20 protein-coding genes and 3 tRNA genes are annotated in these 14690 nt (G+C 63.8%); 14 read left to right on the top strand and 9 right to left on the bottom strand.

The annotated features are described in order from the left end of the window. Positions 1-2 precede the first annotated feature (2 nt). The gene (locus LMQ14_RS23605; RefSeq protein WP_267732049.1) at positions 3-203 is read right to left on the bottom strand and encodes a ferredoxin; all 201 of its coding nucleotides are present in this window, start codon (positions 201-203) and stop codon (positions 3-5) included. 170 nt (positions 204-373) lie between these two features. Between LMQ14_RS23605 and cynS the strand changes: the two genes are divergently transcribed. Both cynS and LMQ14_RS23595 read left to right on the top strand, forming a co-directional pair. Beyond that, the gene (gene cynS, locus LMQ14_RS23600) at positions 374-829 is read left to right on the top strand and encodes a cyanase (RefSeq protein WP_267732048.1); all 456 of its coding nucleotides are present in this window, start codon (positions 374-376) and stop codon (positions 827-829) included. Beyond that, complete coding sequence (locus tag LMQ14_RS23595) at positions 829-1836, top strand: patatin-like phospholipase family protein (protein ID WP_267732047.1); 1008 nt, start codon at positions 829-831, stop codon at positions 1834-1836. Before cynS ends, LMQ14_RS23595 begins: the two co-directional genes overlap by 1 nt. Before the next feature lie 110 nt (positions 1837-1946). Here LMQ14_RS23595 and LMQ14_RS23590 read toward each other — a convergent pair whose 3' ends face one another. The 3 genes from LMQ14_RS23590 to LMQ14_RS23580 all read right to left on the bottom strand — a co-directional run bounded on the left by LMQ14_RS23590 (position 1947) and on the right by LMQ14_RS23580 (position 4414). Continuing rightward, a complete protein-coding gene (locus tag LMQ14_RS23590) occupies positions 1947-2642 on the bottom strand; it encodes a crotonase/enoyl-CoA hydratase family protein (RefSeq protein WP_267732046.1) in 696 nt (231 codons plus the stop codon). An 81-nt stretch (positions 2643-2723) separates the two neighbouring features. Then, a complete protein-coding gene (locus LMQ14_RS23585) occupies positions 2724-3566 on the bottom strand; it encodes a hypothetical protein (protein WP_267732045.1) in 843 nt (280 codons plus the stop codon). Positions 3567-3691: 125 nt separating this feature from the next. After that, entirely contained in the window at positions 3692-4414 is a 723-nt protein-coding gene (locus LMQ14_RS23580) for an MBL fold metallo-hydrolase (protein ID WP_267732044.1), read from the bottom strand. A 111-nt stretch (positions 4415-4525) separates the two neighbouring features. Between LMQ14_RS23580 and LMQ14_RS23575 the strand changes: the two genes are divergently transcribed. From LMQ14_RS23575 to rplA, 12 genes are all read left to right on the top strand, one after another. After that, complete coding sequence (locus tag LMQ14_RS23575) at positions 4526-4732, top strand: type II toxin-antitoxin system VapB family antitoxin (RefSeq protein ID WP_267732043.1); 207 nt, start codon at positions 4526-4528, stop codon at positions 4730-4732. A gap of 85 nt (positions 4733-4817) precedes the next feature. Next, positions 4818-4890, top strand: a tRNA-Thr gene (locus LMQ14_RS23570). A 36-nt stretch (positions 4891-4926) separates the two neighbouring features. Then, a tRNA-Met gene (locus LMQ14_RS23565) sits at positions 4927-5000 on the top strand. Between the two features lie 35 nt (positions 5001-5035). Continuing rightward, positions 5036-5203, top strand: a complete 168-nt coding sequence (rpmG, locus tag LMQ14_RS23560; RefSeq protein WP_003898538.1) for a 50S ribosomal protein L33 — start codon at positions 5036-5038, stop codon at positions 5201-5203. A 46-nt stretch (positions 5204-5249) separates the two neighbouring features. Continuing rightward, positions 5250-5729 (top strand): (3R)-hydroxyacyl-ACP dehydratase subunit HadA, encoded by a 480-nt coding sequence (gene hadA / locus LMQ14_RS23555; RefSeq protein WP_267732041.1) that lies wholly within the window; start codon positions 5250-5252, stop codon positions 5727-5729. After that, the gene (hadB, locus tag LMQ14_RS23550; protein ID WP_267732040.1) at positions 5716-6144 is read left to right on the top strand and encodes a (3R)-hydroxyacyl-ACP dehydratase subunit HadB; all 429 of its coding nucleotides are present in this window, start codon (positions 5716-5718) and stop codon (positions 6142-6144) included. The genes hadA and hadB overlap by 14 nt, the downstream gene beginning before the upstream one ends. 3 nt (positions 6145-6147) lie before the next feature. Then, positions 6148-6660 carry a (3R)-hydroxyacyl-ACP dehydratase subunit HadC gene (gene hadC, locus LMQ14_RS23545; RefSeq protein WP_267732039.1) on the top strand — a complete coding sequence of 171 codons (513 nt, stop codon included), beginning with the start codon at positions 6148-6150 and terminating at the stop codon, positions 6658-6660. Between the two features lie 149 nt (positions 6661-6809). Next, positions 6810-6882: transfer RNA gene (locus tag LMQ14_RS23540), tRNA-Trp, on the top strand. Between the two features lie 86 nt (positions 6883-6968). Next, positions 6969-7439 carry a preprotein translocase subunit SecE gene (gene secE, locus LMQ14_RS23535; protein ID WP_267732038.1) on the top strand — a complete coding sequence of 157 codons (471 nt, stop codon included), beginning with the start codon at positions 6969-6971 and terminating at the stop codon, positions 7437-7439. 43 nt (positions 7440-7482) lie between these two features. Further along, positions 7483-8244, top strand: coding sequence for a transcription termination/antitermination protein NusG (nusG, locus tag LMQ14_RS23530; protein WP_267732037.1), 762 nt, complete (start codon positions 7483-7485; stop codon positions 8242-8244). Between the two features lie 61 nt (positions 8245-8305). Continuing rightward, the gene (rplK, locus tag LMQ14_RS23525) at positions 8306-8734 is read left to right on the top strand and encodes a 50S ribosomal protein L11 (protein WP_267732036.1); all 429 of its coding nucleotides are present in this window, start codon (positions 8306-8308) and stop codon (positions 8732-8734) included. A 76-nt stretch (positions 8735-8810) separates the two neighbouring features. Further along, entirely contained in the window at positions 8811-9518 is a 708-nt protein-coding gene (gene rplA, locus LMQ14_RS23520; RefSeq protein WP_267732035.1) for a 50S ribosomal protein L1, read from the top strand. Positions 9519-9659: 141 nt separating this feature from the next. Here the strand turns inward: rplA and LMQ14_RS23515 are convergent, their stop codons facing one another. The 5 genes from LMQ14_RS23515 to LMQ14_RS23495 all read right to left on the bottom strand — a co-directional run bounded on the left by LMQ14_RS23515 (position 9660) and on the right by LMQ14_RS23495 (position 14643). After that, positions 9660-10877 carry an RNA polymerase sigma factor gene (locus tag LMQ14_RS23515; RefSeq protein WP_267732034.1) on the bottom strand — a complete coding sequence of 406 codons (1218 nt, stop codon included), beginning with the start codon at positions 10875-10877 and terminating at the stop codon, positions 9660-9662. A 10-nt stretch (positions 10878-10887) separates the two neighbouring features. Then, the gene (locus tag LMQ14_RS23510; protein WP_267732033.1) at positions 10888-11586 is read right to left on the bottom strand and encodes a YciI family protein; all 699 of its coding nucleotides are present in this window, start codon (positions 11584-11586) and stop codon (positions 10888-10890) included. Positions 11587-11687: 101 nt separating this feature from the next. Then, positions 11688-12584: a hydroxymycolate synthase MmaA4 gene (gene mmaA4 / locus LMQ14_RS23505; protein ID WP_267732032.1), complete on the bottom strand. Its 897-nt coding sequence runs from the start codon at positions 12582-12584 to the stop codon at positions 11688-11690. A gap of 144 nt (positions 12585-12728) precedes the next feature. After that, on the bottom strand, positions 12729-13610 hold the full coding sequence (locus tag LMQ14_RS23500; protein WP_267732031.1) for a cyclopropane mycolic acid synthase family methyltransferase: 882 nt from the start codon (positions 13608-13610) through the stop codon (positions 12729-12731). A 169-nt stretch (positions 13611-13779) separates the two neighbouring features. After that, complete coding sequence (locus tag LMQ14_RS23495) at positions 13780-14643, bottom strand: cyclopropane mycolic acid synthase family methyltransferase (RefSeq protein WP_267732030.1); 864 nt, start codon at positions 14641-14643, stop codon at positions 13780-13782. Between the last annotated feature and the right edge of the window lie 47 nt (positions 14644-14690).

The raw sequence follows: 14690 nt of genomic DNA, 5'->3' as shown, positions 1-14690 counted from the left end.
CGCTACTCGCCGTCGAGCTTGTCGACGATGATGGCCTGCACTGGGCAGGCAGCCGCCGCCCGCAGCACCCGCAGACGCTGAGAGTCATCGGGGTTGGGGTCGTAGCTGAGGGCCTCTTCGCCGGTGAGCTTGAGCACCTCGGGCGCCAGCGGCACGCAGTGTGCATATCCCAGGCAGCGGTTCAGGTCGACAACGATTCGCACGGCGACCTCGATCCCCGGGGCTGAAGATCCGACGCCTGGCAGCGTACATCTCGATGTCGCGCCAATCACGGTGTTTGCGAAACTCTTTCGCGAGGGCCGACGGCTTATCGCTGCGCTATGCGGTCTTCGTCGCAGTCGTGGCGGCAGGACTGCTAGTGCATGCTGGGGTCATGAACAGAAACGAGATCACCGAACAGATCGTCGTTGCCCGTCTGACGCGCGGGCTGACGTGGCAGGAGCTGGCCGACGCGATCGATCGGCCGGTGCTGTGGACCACGTCGGCGTTGCTCGGCCAGCATCCGATTCCGCCGGAGCTGGGCAAGGTACTGGCCAAGATGCTGGGTCTCGAGCAGTCGGCGGTGCCGGTACTGGCGGCGCCGCCGATCCGTGGCGCACTGCCGGCGGTGCCGACCGACCCCACCATCTACCGCTTCTACGAAGCGCTACAGGTGTACGGCGGCGCCATCAAGGAGGTCATCCACGAGCAGTTCGGCGACGGCATCATGAGCGCGATTAACTTCAGCGTCGATCTGCAGAAGAAGCCGCATCCCGGGGGCGACCGCATCGTCGTGACTTTCGACGGCAAATACCTTGCCTACGACTGGGTTTCGGCGCAGGGCGAGTGATGGCAAGCCGGCAGCTGAAATCCGCGGACCTCGTTCTCTCCGGTGGGGGCGTCAAGTTCATCGGCCTGGTGGGCGCCATCGTCGCCCTGATGGATGCGGGCTATAAGTTCCCGCGGGTGTCGGGCGTCTCGGCCGGATCGGTGGTCGGCGCGATCTTGGCGGCCGCGTCCAAGGGTGATCAACTCACGAGCCAAGAGGTCAAGGACCTCGCGCTGTCGGCGCCGCTGAGCAAATGGCGCGACTCGGGACCCGTCCCGATTCTCGGTGCCGCATGGGGACTGGTCCGCGACACCAGCATGTTCCGGGGTGACGCCGCCCACGATTGGATTCGCGGCGAGCTGAAGAACCTGGGCGTCACCTACTTCGGAGATCTGCTCCTCGACGAGGACGCACTGCCCGAGGGGCGGCGCGACAAGCTGGTGGTCACCGTCGCCGACTTGAGCGCGGCACAGTTGGTGAGACTGCCCTGGGACTACCGGCGGCTCTACGGACTGGACCCTGATGAGCAGCCGGTCGCCGACGCCGTGCGGGCGTCGATGGCGATCCCGTTCTTTTACCGCCCGGTCAAGCTGCGCAGTCTGAGCGGGGCGATGTCCACCCTCGTCGATGGCGGTGTGCTGTCGAATTTTCCGATCGACACCTTCGACCGGTTCGACGGAAAAGTACCGCGCTGGCCCACATTTGGGGTCACGGTCTTACCGAGGCTGAACGAGGGTTTCAGCGCGGTGATGCCGGCGCTGAAACCGTTGCGCTTTTTCGAACAGACGGCGTTGCTGGAAAGCCTGCTCACCACGATGCTGGCGGGCCACGACCAAACCCACCTCAACCAGCCATGGGTAGCGGCCCGCGCCATCGCGGTCGAATCGACCGATGTGGGCGTCCTCGACTTCGATGTCGCCGCGGATCGCCTTGAGGCGCTGTATCAGAAGGGCTATGGGGCGGCGCAGGAGTTCTTGTTGACCTGGGACTGGGCGGCGTACCTCAAACGCTTCCGCTGGGCCGTCTGACGCCGTCGTCCAAAGGTGAAGTGACGGCCGCTCGTCGTCGTGCCAGACTCCGTAGTGGAGGAGGCGACGGGGGGTGAGGCGGTTGCCCGGGCAACCGCGTCGCCTCCTCCTTACAGGCCGAATTCTGCTTCTATGCCGTCGATTCCGGCGCGCAGCGCCTTGAGAGTGTCGGCACGGGCGCGCAATTTCGTTGCGGCGTGCGCGTGCTGGTGCAGGCCGGCGAATTCCTGTGCGGCTTCCTCGGCGCGGCTGACGACCATCTCGGGCAACACTATTTCGTCGACAAAGCCTGCGGCGAGGGCGGTTTCACCGAAGAAGGTCTTCGCCAGCCCGGTGGCTTGCTGATACGCCGAACGGGTCAGCCGCAGCTTCATGATCTCCAGGGCCGCATACGGGATCGTCATGCCGATCTTGACCTCGTTGGCCTGGATGTTGTAGGCGTGCGCTGCGATCCGGTGGTCACCGGAGGCCAACAGGAACGATCCCATCGCGATGGCGTGTCCCGTGCAGGCGATCACCACCGGCTTCGGGTAGGACAAGAGCCGATACGACAACTCGAAGCCGCCCCTGAGCATGTCGATCGCCGGTTGCGCCTCGCCGGAGGTCAGGATCTTCAGGTCGAATCCGCCGCTGAAAACCCGCTCGTTGCCGGTGAGCACCAGCGCGCCGACGTTGTCGCTGTCGGCCTGGTCGATCGCCTCGTTGATCGCCGCCTGCATGGTCGGGCCCAACGCGTTGACCTTGCCGTCGTCCATCCGGATGACCGCGATGGTGTCCTTGAGGCTGTAAGTAACCGGACCGCTCATGAGAACTCCTTCGCTGCAGGCAAATCGATTGAATCAGATCGACGTCGCGCGACCCCGCGGGGCCGGACATAGTGCGACTCCTCAGACGACCTCGTCGCGGTGTTTACCGAGATCATTTTGGGAGTTACCCCAGCGCAGGCCGACGTCGGTGGGTGCGTCGAGCTGCCGGGCGCGCCAGCGGTCCTGAGTTTCGGCCACCGCGTTGTTGATTCGTTCGATCTCGGAGCGGAACACGTCGGCACGCGTTTCCTTGCTCGCGTAGTGGAAGTAGGTCAGCAGGCCGCGTAGCAGTTCCAGCTTCTGCTTTTCCCGCTTGGCCAGGTCGTGCGTCGTCATCAACTCGATGCGCTGAACGGGTGGCAGGGCATCCCAGTCCAGCACCACGTTGGTCTCCAGCGGCCGGCGCTCGCGTTCCCAGAACCGCCATCCGCGCGGCTTGTCGGGTCGGTCGTAGTAGACCACCTTCCCGGTGAACCGAGATTCGATGCCACCGCCGATTTCGCCGCGGTCGAGCGCCGAGTCCCAGACCATCCGCCACTCCTGGCCGGGCGCGAGTACCGGCAATTCGCCGGGGAGCTTGAGTTCCACCACCTCGGCATAGCCGTCGGTGGAATTTTCGTATTCGGCCACTGTCGGTGGACTCGGAAAGGAAAACCGAATGTCGTAGGCGGCGGTCCGGCCGAAATTACGGACAACCAGCTCGATCACGTGCCAGTCGGCGGCATGCGGTTCCATCAGCATGCCCACATGGGGCCGCGTCTGCTCGGAGGCCGCCCGGCGGTTGCGGCCGATCTGGTGATTGGTGAAGACCAGCGCGATCACGCCGAGCGCAATAGCCGCCCACGCCGCCCATGCCAACCAGGTGCTGGACTCAACATCGGTGACCCCGTGCCAGCTGCCCTGGATCCACCCCATTGAATCCATCCCTCCGCTTATATCACAGCGATGTGCACCCGAAATTCTGCTGGCCCGGCCGCGGAATCGCAATGATCGGGGTGATTACTCACGTTCGCGCAAATATCGAACGAGAGAATGCCCCCCTCAATTCATCAGCCGCCCATCAACATTCGCCACTGATCAAGGTTGGTGGCTCGATACACATAGTTGGAACGCTTGACCTCGGCCAGCGACGCGCTCGGGTCGGTGGAATACCAGTGCCCGGGAAAGACGGTCGGGTCGCCGGGCAGCGCGGCCAGCTGCTGCAGGCTGCGGTACATCTCGTCGGAGTCCCCGCCGGGAAAGTCGGTACGCCCGCAGCCGTCCAGGAAGAGCGTGTCACCGGCGACCAGCCGACCATCGAGCAGGAAGCACTGGCTGCCCGGCGTGTGGCCAGGGGTGTGCAGCAGCTCGATCTCGATGTCTCCGATGCTGATCTTGTCGCCATGCTCGTGGGCGGTCAGGTCGTCGATGCCAATCCCGGTTACCCGCGAAACCCAAAGCGCCTCGTGGGTATTCACATGCACCGGCACACTGGTCCGCTCCAGTAGCTCGGCGAGGCCGTTGAGCTCGAAGCCCATCATCGAGCCGCCCACATGGTCCGGGTGATGGTGGGTGACCAGCACCCCGGACAGCTGCATGCCGTCGGCTTCGGCCGCATCTACCAGCTCGCCGGATGCATACGCCGGGTCGACCACGACGCAGTCGCCGGTCTGCCGGTCGCCGATCAGGTACGAGAAATTGCGCATTTGGGTCGCCATCATGTCGCCGGCGGCGAAATCGCGACCGGAGAGCAGTTGCCGGAAATACAGTCGGTCCGCTGACGAATCTGTCACCGCATCAGACTATGACCCGGCCAACCGACCTGGCATTTCGGGCGCATCACGGCCCGTCAACCGCGCTTTTGCCGAACTGTTCGCTCGGTGTGGCATGGGTATTGTTGGTCCATGTTGAAGAAGGTCGAGATCGAGGTTGACGACGATCTGGTCCAAGAGGCAATACGTCGCTATCACCTGGCCGACGCGCGCGAGGCCGTGCACCTCGCGCTGCGAACGCTGCTCGACGCAGACGCACACGGCGCGCAAGAAGACATTTACGACGAGTTCAGCGACCTCAGCGCGTGGCAACCACATCGTGACCGCGACGGGGGCTGAGCGTCTGCCTGCGGTTTGGTGCCGTCGCGCGTCGCGCTGTACCCTCTTTTAGGCCCGAGGCAAGACTGACCGCTACGGGTTTGCGGCCCCCTTAGCTCAGTCGGTAGAGCGTTTCCATGGTAAGGAAAAGGTCAACGGTTCGATTCCGTTAGGGGGCTCGGCGGACGCCGAACAGGCGGACGGCGGGTACCAGAGGCGGTGTAGCTCAGTCGGTTAGAGCGAACGACTCATAATCGTTAGGTCGCCGGTTCGAGTCCGGCCATCGCTACAACACAACAATGTGATTTGTGAAAGAGAACTGAAATGGCTTCCAGTACGGATGTGCGGCCGAAGATCACTTTGGCCTGCGAGGTGTGCAAGCACCGCAACTACATCACCAAGAAAAACCGCCGCAACGACCCGGATCGGCTGGAACTGAAGAAGTTCTGCCCGAACTGCGGCAAGCACCAGGCGCATCGCGAGACGCGCTAATTGTCTCTGGCCGTTTAACGAGATTGACCAGGTAGGTTTTAGAGCCGTGCCATTGACCGCAAATATCGTCGGGATGCATTACCGCTATCCCGACTACTACCAGGTGGAGCGGGAGAAGATCCGCGAGTACGCGTCGGCTGTGCAGAACGGCGACGCGTGGTTCTTCGAAGAGGACGCCGCCGCCGAGCTCGGATATAAGGGCCTAGTGGCCCCGCTGACGTTTTGCTGTGTGTTCGGCTACCAGGCTCAGACGGCGTTCTTCAAGCATGCCAACGTCGCGGTCACCGACGCGCAGATCGTGCAGGTAGACCAGGTGCTCAAGTACTTCAAGCCGCTGGTGGCAGGCGACCGGCTCTACTGTGATGTGTACGTCGACTCGATGCGCATTTCGCACGGCACCCAGATCATCGTGACCAAGAACATCATCACCAATGAAGACGGGGAGACTATCCAGGAGACTTACACGACCCTGGCAGGCCGTGCGGGCGAGGATGGAGAAGAGGGATTTACTGATGCCACTGCGTGAGTTCAGTTCGGTGAAGGTGGGCGACCAGCTTCCGGAGAAGACCTACCCGCTCACGCGCCAGGATCTGGTGAGCTATGCCGGGGTTTCGGGTGACTTGAACCCGATCCACTGGGACGACGAGATCGCCAAGGTCGTCGGACTGGACACCGCGATCGCGCACGGCATGCTGACCATGGGAATCGGCGGCGGTTACGTCACCGCGTGGGTCGGGGATCCCGGCGCGGTCACCGAGTACAACGTGCGATTCACGGCCGTGGTGCCGGTGCCCAACGACGGTAAGGGTGCCGAGCTGGTCTTCACCGGTCGGGTCAAGTCGGTCGATCCGGAGAGCAAGTCGGTGGTCATCGCAATCAGCGCCACTACCGGCGGTAAAAAGATCTTCGGACGGGCCGTCGCGTCGGCCAAGTTGGCGTAACCCATGGCGCTCAAAACCGATATCCGCGGCATGGTCTGGCGGTATCCGGATTGCTTCGTGGTGGGCCGCGAGCAGCTTCGCGAGTTCGCCCGGTCCATCAAGAACGAGCACCCGGCCTACTACGAGGAGGCCGCGGCGGCAGAACTCGGCTACGACGCAATCGTCGCGCCGCTGACCATCGTCACGATCTTCGCCAAGTACGTGCAGCTGGATTTCTTCCGCCACGTCGACCTGGGCATGGAGGACTTGGTGATCGTCCAGGTCGAACAGCGGTTCGTCTTCAACAGACCCATCCTGGCGGGCGACAAGCTGTGGGGACGGATGGACGTCGTGTCGGTCAACGAGCGTTTCGGCGCCGACATCGTCCTCACCAAGAACATCTGCACCGACGACAACGGTGAGGTCATAATGGAGGCCCACACCACGTTGATGGGGCAGTATCGGGAGCAGTCGGACGACGGTGGCATCCAGCTCAGATGGGACCCCGAATCCGGGCAGGTCGTCAGAACCGCGTAATTAGTATCTGACTCCCGTGCCGATGTACACTCGGACCTCGGGGTTTTCCCATTACAGCGCGCTGTCCGTAGGTTCGGCGATCACCGAACGGAGAGCGCGCGTGTCATGTAGGCCCCGTAGGTAAGCGCAGGTTGGCCTGCCAACCGCGAAGGGGCGTAGCTCAACTGGCAGAGCAGCGGTCTCCAAAACCGCAGGTTGCAGGTTCAAGTCCTGTCGCCCCTGCAAAAGGCGAAGACGTGCCATGCTGGACACTAACCAGTCCGCGTGGGACGAATCGTGAGAATAGCTAGCGAACGAAGGAGCATGCGGTGAGCGACGAAGGCGACGCTGCCAACGACGCCGCACGCGACGGCGGTGACACCGACGACAGCACGAGCGGTGGCCGGACGGCCGTGGTGACCAAGCCTGCGACGCGTCCGCAACGTCCGACCGGTAAGCGGTCCCGCCAGCGGGTGGCGGATGCCGACGACGACGTCGAGTCCTCGGACGAGGTCGCGGACTCCAAGGAGTCCAAGAAGACCCCGGCCGCCAAGAAGGCCGGAGCCGACAAGAAGGCCAAGAAGCCGAAGAAGCCCGGAGACCCTACGGCCAACCCGTTCGTTTTCATCTACAACTACCTCAAGCAGGTCGTTGCAGAGATGCGGAAGGTGATCTGGCCGAGCCGCAAGCAGATGCTCACTTACACGTCCGTGGTGCTGGTGTTCCTCGCCTTCATGGTGGCGCTGGTCGGCCTTACTGATTTGGGCCTGACCAAGCTCGTGCTGCTGGTGTTCGGCTGAGCTTCGAGAGAGATTTCGAGAGAGATAGAGAGGTCTGAAAACCGTGACTACCTTCGACGGTGACACGTCCGCCGGTGAGGCGGTCGACGTGGACGAGGTCGTCGAGGCCGCTGAGACCACGGAGGCCGCAGAGGCCCCGGAAGCCCCCGCACCCGCGGAGTCGGCCGAGGCGGCCGACGAGGCCGACCCTGCCGCCGCACTCAAGGCGGACCTGCGCAGCAAGCCCGGCGACTGGTACGTCATCCACTCTTACGCGGGATACGAGAACAAGGTGAAAGCCAACCTCGAAACCCGTGTGCAGAACCTGGACGTCGGCGACTACATCTTCCAGGTGGAGGTACCCACCGAAGAGGTCACCGAGATCAAGAACGGCCAGCGCAAGCAGGTCAATCGCAAGGTCCTACCGGGCTACATCCTGGTGCGCATGGACTTGACCGACGACTCGTGGGCCGCGGTGCGCAACACCCCCGGTGTGACCGGATTCGTCGGCGCGACGTCTCGTCCGTCGGCGCTCAAGCTCGACGACGTGGTGAAGTTCCTGCTGCCGCCCGCAGCGACGAAGAAGGCCGCGAAGGGTGCCGCCGCCACCGCTGCCGCCGCCGAGACGGGTGGGCTGGAACGTCCGGTTATTGACGTCGAGTACGAGGTGGGCGAATCGGTGACGGTCATGGACGGGCCGTTTGCGACGCTGCCGGCCACGATCAACGAGATCAACGCCGAACAGCAGAAGCTCAAGGTGTTGGTGTCGATCTTCGGCCGCGAAACACCCGTGGAACTCACCTTTACCCAAGTCTCCAAGATCTAGTCAGCCATCCCGTTCGCGGGAACGGCTGGATGCATAAACCAGGAAGGAACGCACAAATCTCATGGCCCCGAAGAAGAAGGTCGTCGGGCTGATCAAGCTCCAGATCACCGCGGGACAGGCAAACCCTGCGCCGCCGGTGGGACCCGCGCTCGGCCAGCACGGTGTGAACATCATGGAGTTCTGCAAGGCTTACAACGCGGCGACGGAAAGCCAGCGCGGCAATGTCATCCCGGTGGAGATCACGGTCTACGAGGACCGCAGCTTCACGTTCGCGCTCAAGACGCCGCCCGCCGCCAAGCTGCTGCTCAAGGCCGCCGGTGTGGGCAAGGGCTCGGCCGAGCCGCACAAGACCAAGGTCGCCAAGGTCACCTGGGATCAGGTCCGCGAGATCGCCGAGACCAAGAAGACCGATCTCAACGCCAACGACATCGACGCTGCCGCCAAGATCATCGCCGGTACCGCCCGGTCGATGGGGATCACCGTCGAATAGCACCAAGCTCCACCCCGTGGGAGGGCTGGCTTCGGCCCGAATTAACCACGACCCCAACACCAGATTGGATAGATCAATGAGCAAGAACAGCAAGGCATACCGCGCCGCCTCCGAGAAGATCGACCGGGACAACCTGTACTCCCCGCTGGAGGCGGCCAAGCTCGCCAAGGAGACGGCCTCGACCAAGCAGGACTCCACCGTTGAGGTGGCGATCCGGCTCGGCGTCGACCCGCGCAAGGCGGACCAGATGGTCCGCGGCACGGTCAATCTGCCGCACGGGACCGGTAAGACCGCCCGGGTCGCGGTGTTCGCCGTCGGTGACAAGGCCGAAGAGGCCACCGCCGCGGGCGCCGACGTGGTGGGCAGCGACGACCTGATCGAGAAGATCCAGGGCGGTTTCCTCGACTTCGACGCCGCGATCGCCACGCCGGACCAGATGGCCAAGGTCGGCCGCATCGCGCGCATCCTCGGCCCGCGTGGCCTGATGCCGAACCCCAAGACCGGCACCGTGACCCCCGACATCGCCAAGGCCGTCAACGACATCAAGGGCGGAAAGATCAACTTCCGCATCGACAAGCAGGCCAACCTGCACTTCGTGATCGGCAAGGCATCGTTCGACGAGAAGAACCTCGCGGAGAACTACGGAGCCGCGATCGACGAGGTGCTGCGGCTCAAGCCGTCGTCGTCCAAGGGGCGCTACCTGAAGAAGATCACGGTGTCGACGACCACCGGCCCGGGCATTCCGGTCGACCCGGCGGTCACCCGCAACTTCACCGAGGCGTAGGCGGCCCGCCCCGCGAGGGGCGAGAAGCACGTGACGTTTTGCCCGCCTCACAGCGACAACGATTGTCGCTCGGAGGCGGGCAAAATGCATTTCCCTGCCGCTCGGCGACGTCTGGGTCAGACGTGACCTCGGCCGCCTCGCCTACCCGCCACATTCGGCGATGCGTCGCCGCAAGAAGTCGCGTCCCGACTCAGAACCGCCTGCCTCCAACGCCGTTCGATACCAGGTCACCGCTTCGGTGGGCCGTCCCGCGCGCCGCAGCAGATCGGCCCTGACCGTCGCGACCAGGTTCGACCGGGTCAGCCGGGGATCGCGGGCCACTTCGTCCAGCGCGACAAGCCCGGCGTCGGGGCCGTCACGCAAGCCCACCGCCAGCGCGCGGTTGGCGCCGGCCACCGGCGAAGCCGTCAACTCCAGGAGACGGTCATAGGCCGTGCAAATGGTGATCCAGTCGGTCTGCTCCCACGATGGCGCCGTCGCGTGCAGCGCGGCGATCACCGCCTGAGGAAGATAGGGGCCCGTCGACCCTTCGGCCAGCCGTAACCGATCCAGCCCGCGCGCGATGCGGCCGCGGTCCCACTGGCGGCGGTCCTGGTCTTCGAGTGGCACCAGCATCCCGGCGCCGTCGATCCGCGTTGCTCGCCGCGAGTCGTGCAGCAGAGTCAGAGCGGCCAGGGCGTGGGCTTCCCGTTCGTCCGGCATCAGCGCGCACAGCTCGCCGGCCAGCCGAACGCCTTCGTCGCACAGTTCGTCACGAATCGCCGACGGACCCGCGGTCGACCAATACCCCTCGGTGAACACCGAGTAGATGCAACCGAGCACGTGTGGTGTGCGCTCGGGCAGCAGCTGCGCCGGCGGCACCCGCAGCGGGATATTGGCGTGGCGAATCTTGTTCTTGGCGCGCGTGATTCGCTGACCGACTGCGGTGTCCGTCTGCAACAGAGCCCGCGCGATCTCGGCGACGGTCAAACCGGACACCAACCGCAGCGTCAGTGCCAATTGCGACTGCCGGTCCAGCGCCGGATGCGCACAGGTAAACATCATCCGCAGCTCGTCGTCGCGAACCGGATATGGGTCGGTGTGGTCGGTACGTGCCCTGATGTCGTCCACGAAGGCCGCCAATTCCTTTCCGGGACGGACGGATTCGCGGCGCAGCCGATCCCGGGCACGGTTGCGGGCAACGGTGACCAGCCATCCGCCGGGGCTGTCTGGCACCCCGTCGCGGGGCCAGCTGCGTAGCGCCTCGGCGCAGGCCTCCTGGACGGCGTCCTCGGCGACGGTGAGGTCGCCGGACCATCGCGCCAGCGCGGCGACGGCGGGACCCCATTCCCGACGAAAGACGCCGTCCAGGTTGGTCATTGCGGGGCGATTAGAGTGCCGAGATTCCAGCCAGTTGCCGCAGCTGCACTGTCGAAGCGGGGATCATTGACGCGATCTTGATGGCCTCGTCGCGATCCGCCGCGCCGAGCAGGTAGATCCCGGTGGCGATTTCGGCGCCTTCCACATAAGGCCCGTCGGTGGTCAGGACCTCGCCGTCGCGCACCCGCACCGTCGTCGCGGTGGACCGATCGTGCAGTGCGGCGCCACCGAGTAGGTGATCGCCCGCGGCCGCGTGGAGATCTGCGTGCTTTGCCGCCACGGCATCCCATTCCGGCGTGCCCGGGGTGTGTGCGGTAGCGGCCGGTTCCAGCAGCAGCGCGAGCCAGTCGTTGCCGGTGAGCGCGCGGGACGGCTCCAGTGTGTGGACTGCGGGCCACACCTCCACGGCCCCATACGTGGCGAGCGGGATATCGCGCGCCAGGGCCAGCGCCTCGTCCAGGTTCTCCGCTTCGAACACGTAGTAGCCGCAGGCCACCTCGGCGGACTCGGCGAAGGGGCCGTCGGTGACCATTGGCGCGTCCGGGCCGCCGGTGATGACCGCCGCAGCGGCAGCCGGGGCCAGCGCGTCTCCGGATTTGATCGCCGGGCCGGCTTTGGCGTGGAAGTTCTGCCAGGCTGCCATCGAGGCGGCCGGATCATCGGCTGGGCGGTCTTGCTCTTTGCTGATCAACAGCGCGAAATATTGCACGTTCGACACCTCCGATAGCGAGCGAAGCCTCGTGCTCCACTCTCTACCTATCCGACGAACGACGCAGCCCTAATCCGACAGCCGCGGAAAATCCGGCGCGACTAGGCCGCGGCGCCCGGTTTGAGGTAGGTCACCAGGCTGCAGTCGAGAATCTCGTAATCGAAGTAGTGCTCACAACCGCGCAGGTACTTCATGTAGCGGTCGTACACCTCTTGGGAAGTGATCTCGATGGCCTTGTCCTTGTTGGACTCCAGCGCGTCGCCCCAGATTCGTAGCGTCTTGACGTAGTGCGGCTGTAGTGAAAGTGGTTCGGGAACAACAAATCCCGCCTTCTCTCCGTGTTCGACCATCATCTCGGTGGTCGGCAGGCGGCCGCCGGGGAATATCTCGGTGATGATGAACTTGATGAAGCGCACCGTCTCGAAGGTCAGTTTCTTGCCGCGGGCGTTCATGTTGTAGGGGTGGTAGCTGACGCTGCTCTGCACGGTCATCCGGCCGTCGTCGGGCATGATGTTGAAAGTCCGCTTGAAGAAGTCGTCGTAGTTCTCGTGTCCGAAGTGCTCGAACGCTTCGATCGACACGATTCGGTCGACCGGCTCGGCGAAGTCCTCCCAGTTCTGCAGCCGCACCTCACGAGACCGGTCGGTGTCGATCGCGCCCAGCACCTGCTCGGCGCGGGCGTGCTGATTCTTCGACAGCGTCAGACCGATCACGTTCACGTCGTACTTCTCCACGGCGCGCCGCATGGTGGTGCCCCACCCGCAGCCGATGTCGAGCAGGGTCATGCCGGGCTTGAGGTCAAGCTTGTCCAGGTTGAGGTCGATCTTGGCGTACTGAGCTTCTTCCAGGGTGAGCTCCGGCGGCTCGAAGTACGCGCAGCTGTAGGTCCGGGTCGGATCCTGAAACAGGGCGAAGAAGTCGTCGGATACGTCGTAGTGCGCCTGGATGTCTTCCGAACGTGTTCGGATCTTCGTCGCACTAGTCGGTTGCTCAGCCATTGTCGTTAAGTTCTCCTGAATTCACTGCTTCAAACCCAATACCCATCGTTGCACGATTGACCAGCAACGATACCCACGCTTAATCGGGTTGCTTAACCGCCGGCGGCGCTTCGCGCCGGGCCCCCCAATGCCCGACGCATGATTCTACTTTTCCAGTGTGAACTGGTTGCAGTCGATATAGCCCTTCCGGAACGCATTGGCGCAGCCGGTCAGGAACTTGATGTACCGCTCGTAGACCTCTTCGGATTGGATCTCGACGGCCTGAGCTTTGTGGTCCTCCAGAGCCTGGGCCCACAGGTCGAGGGTGGTCGCGAAGTCGGACTGCAACGATTGGCGGCGAGTGACGCTGAAACCCACCTTCGCGCAGTGCTCTTCCACCTTTTCGATGGACGGCAGCCGGCCACCCGGGAAGATGTCGGTCAGGATGAACCGGATGAACTTCGCCATGTCGATGGTCATCGGGATGCCGCGCTCGGTCATCTGCTTGGGATGCAACGCGGTGATCGCGTGCAGCAGCATCACGCCGTCCGACGGCATGACCTGGTGCGCGAACTTGAAGAAATCGTCGTATCGCTCGAAGCCGAAGTGCTCCAGCGCTTCGATGATGACGATGCGGTCGACCGGTTCGGTGAACTCCGCCCAGTCGCTCAGGAGCGCCCGGTGCGAGCGGTCCGAGTCGATCGTGTCGAGAACCCCCTGGCAGTAGGAGTGCTGATTTTTGGACAGGGTCAACCCGACGACGTTGACGTCGTACTTCTCGACGGCGCGCTTCATCACCGAACCCCAGCCGCAACCGATGTCGAGCAGGGTCATCCCCGGCTCCAGCCCCAGCTTGTCCAGCGTCAGATCCAGCTTGGCGACCTGCGCCTCCTGCAGCGACATGCCCTCACGGGGAAAGTACGCGCAGCTGTAGGTGCGGGTCGGATCCTGGAACAGCGCGAAGAATTCGTTGGAAAGGTCGTAGTGCGCTCGAACATCATCGGCGTTGGACCGCGTCTGCGTGGCGGCAGTTGAACGATTTGGCATGCATCCCCCGGAACGGACAGGCGCCCCTGCGGGAGGCCATATCCCGGGGACCCTACACGCCGTGGGACGCATCTCTGGTATTTGAGGCGTGACGCCACTGTGTTCCCAATGGCAGATCCCGTTACAGATCAGTGTGGGGTCTGGATAGCTATTTCTCCAGCGTAAATCGCTACTTCTCCAGCGTGAACTGGTTCACGTCGATATAGCCGACCCGGAACGCGTTGGCGCAGCCGGTCAGGTACTTCATGTAGCGCTCGTAGACCTCTTCGGACTGGATCTCGATGGCCTCGTCCTGGTGCGCTTCCAGGGCCGCTGCCCACAGATCGAGGGTCCTGGCGTAGTGCAGCTGCAGCGACTGGCGGCGACTCAACCGGAAACCGTGCTTCGACGAGTGATCCTCCACCTTCTCGATGGACGGCAGCCGCCCGCCCGGGAAGATCTCGGTGACGATGAACTTGATGAAGCGGGCCATGTCGAACGTCAGCGGTATGCCGCGTTCGGTGCACTGCTCCGGCTTCAGGCCGGTGATCGTGTGCAGCAGCATGACGCCGTCATCCGGCAGCACGCTGTGGGCCATCGTGAAGAAGTCGTCGTAGCGATCGTGGCCGAAATGCTCGAATGCGCCGATCGACACGATGCGGTCGACGGGCTCGTCGAACTGCTCCCAGCCGGCCAGCAGCACTTGCTTGCTGCGGGGGCTGTCCATTTCGTCGAACGACTCCTGCACGTGGGCGGCTTGGTTCTTGGACAGCGTCAGGCCGACGACGTTCACGTCGTACTTCTCCACCGCGCGCCGCATGGTGGCACCCCAGCCGCAGCCGACGTCGAGCAGCGTCATGCCGGGCTGCAGGCCGAGCTTGCCCAGCGCCAAATCGATCTTGGCCAGCTGCGCTTCTTCCAGCGTCATGTCGTCGCGTTCGAAGTACGCGCAGCTGTAGGTCTGGGTGGGATCCAGGAACAACCGGAAGAAGTCGTCGGACAGGTCGTAGTGCGCCTGCACGTCGGCGAAGTGCGGTGTCAGTTTCCGAGCCATGACTGTTTGCCTTCCTGACGAAAACGCACTAAAGATACCCCGCGCAC

The sequence above is a fragment of the Mycobacterium sp. Aquia_213 genome (assembly GCF_026625985.1).
Lineage (GTDB): Bacteria > Actinomycetota > Actinomycetes > Mycobacteriales > Mycobacteriaceae > Mycobacterium.
This window is presented reverse-complemented; position numbering and strand designations above follow the sequence as displayed.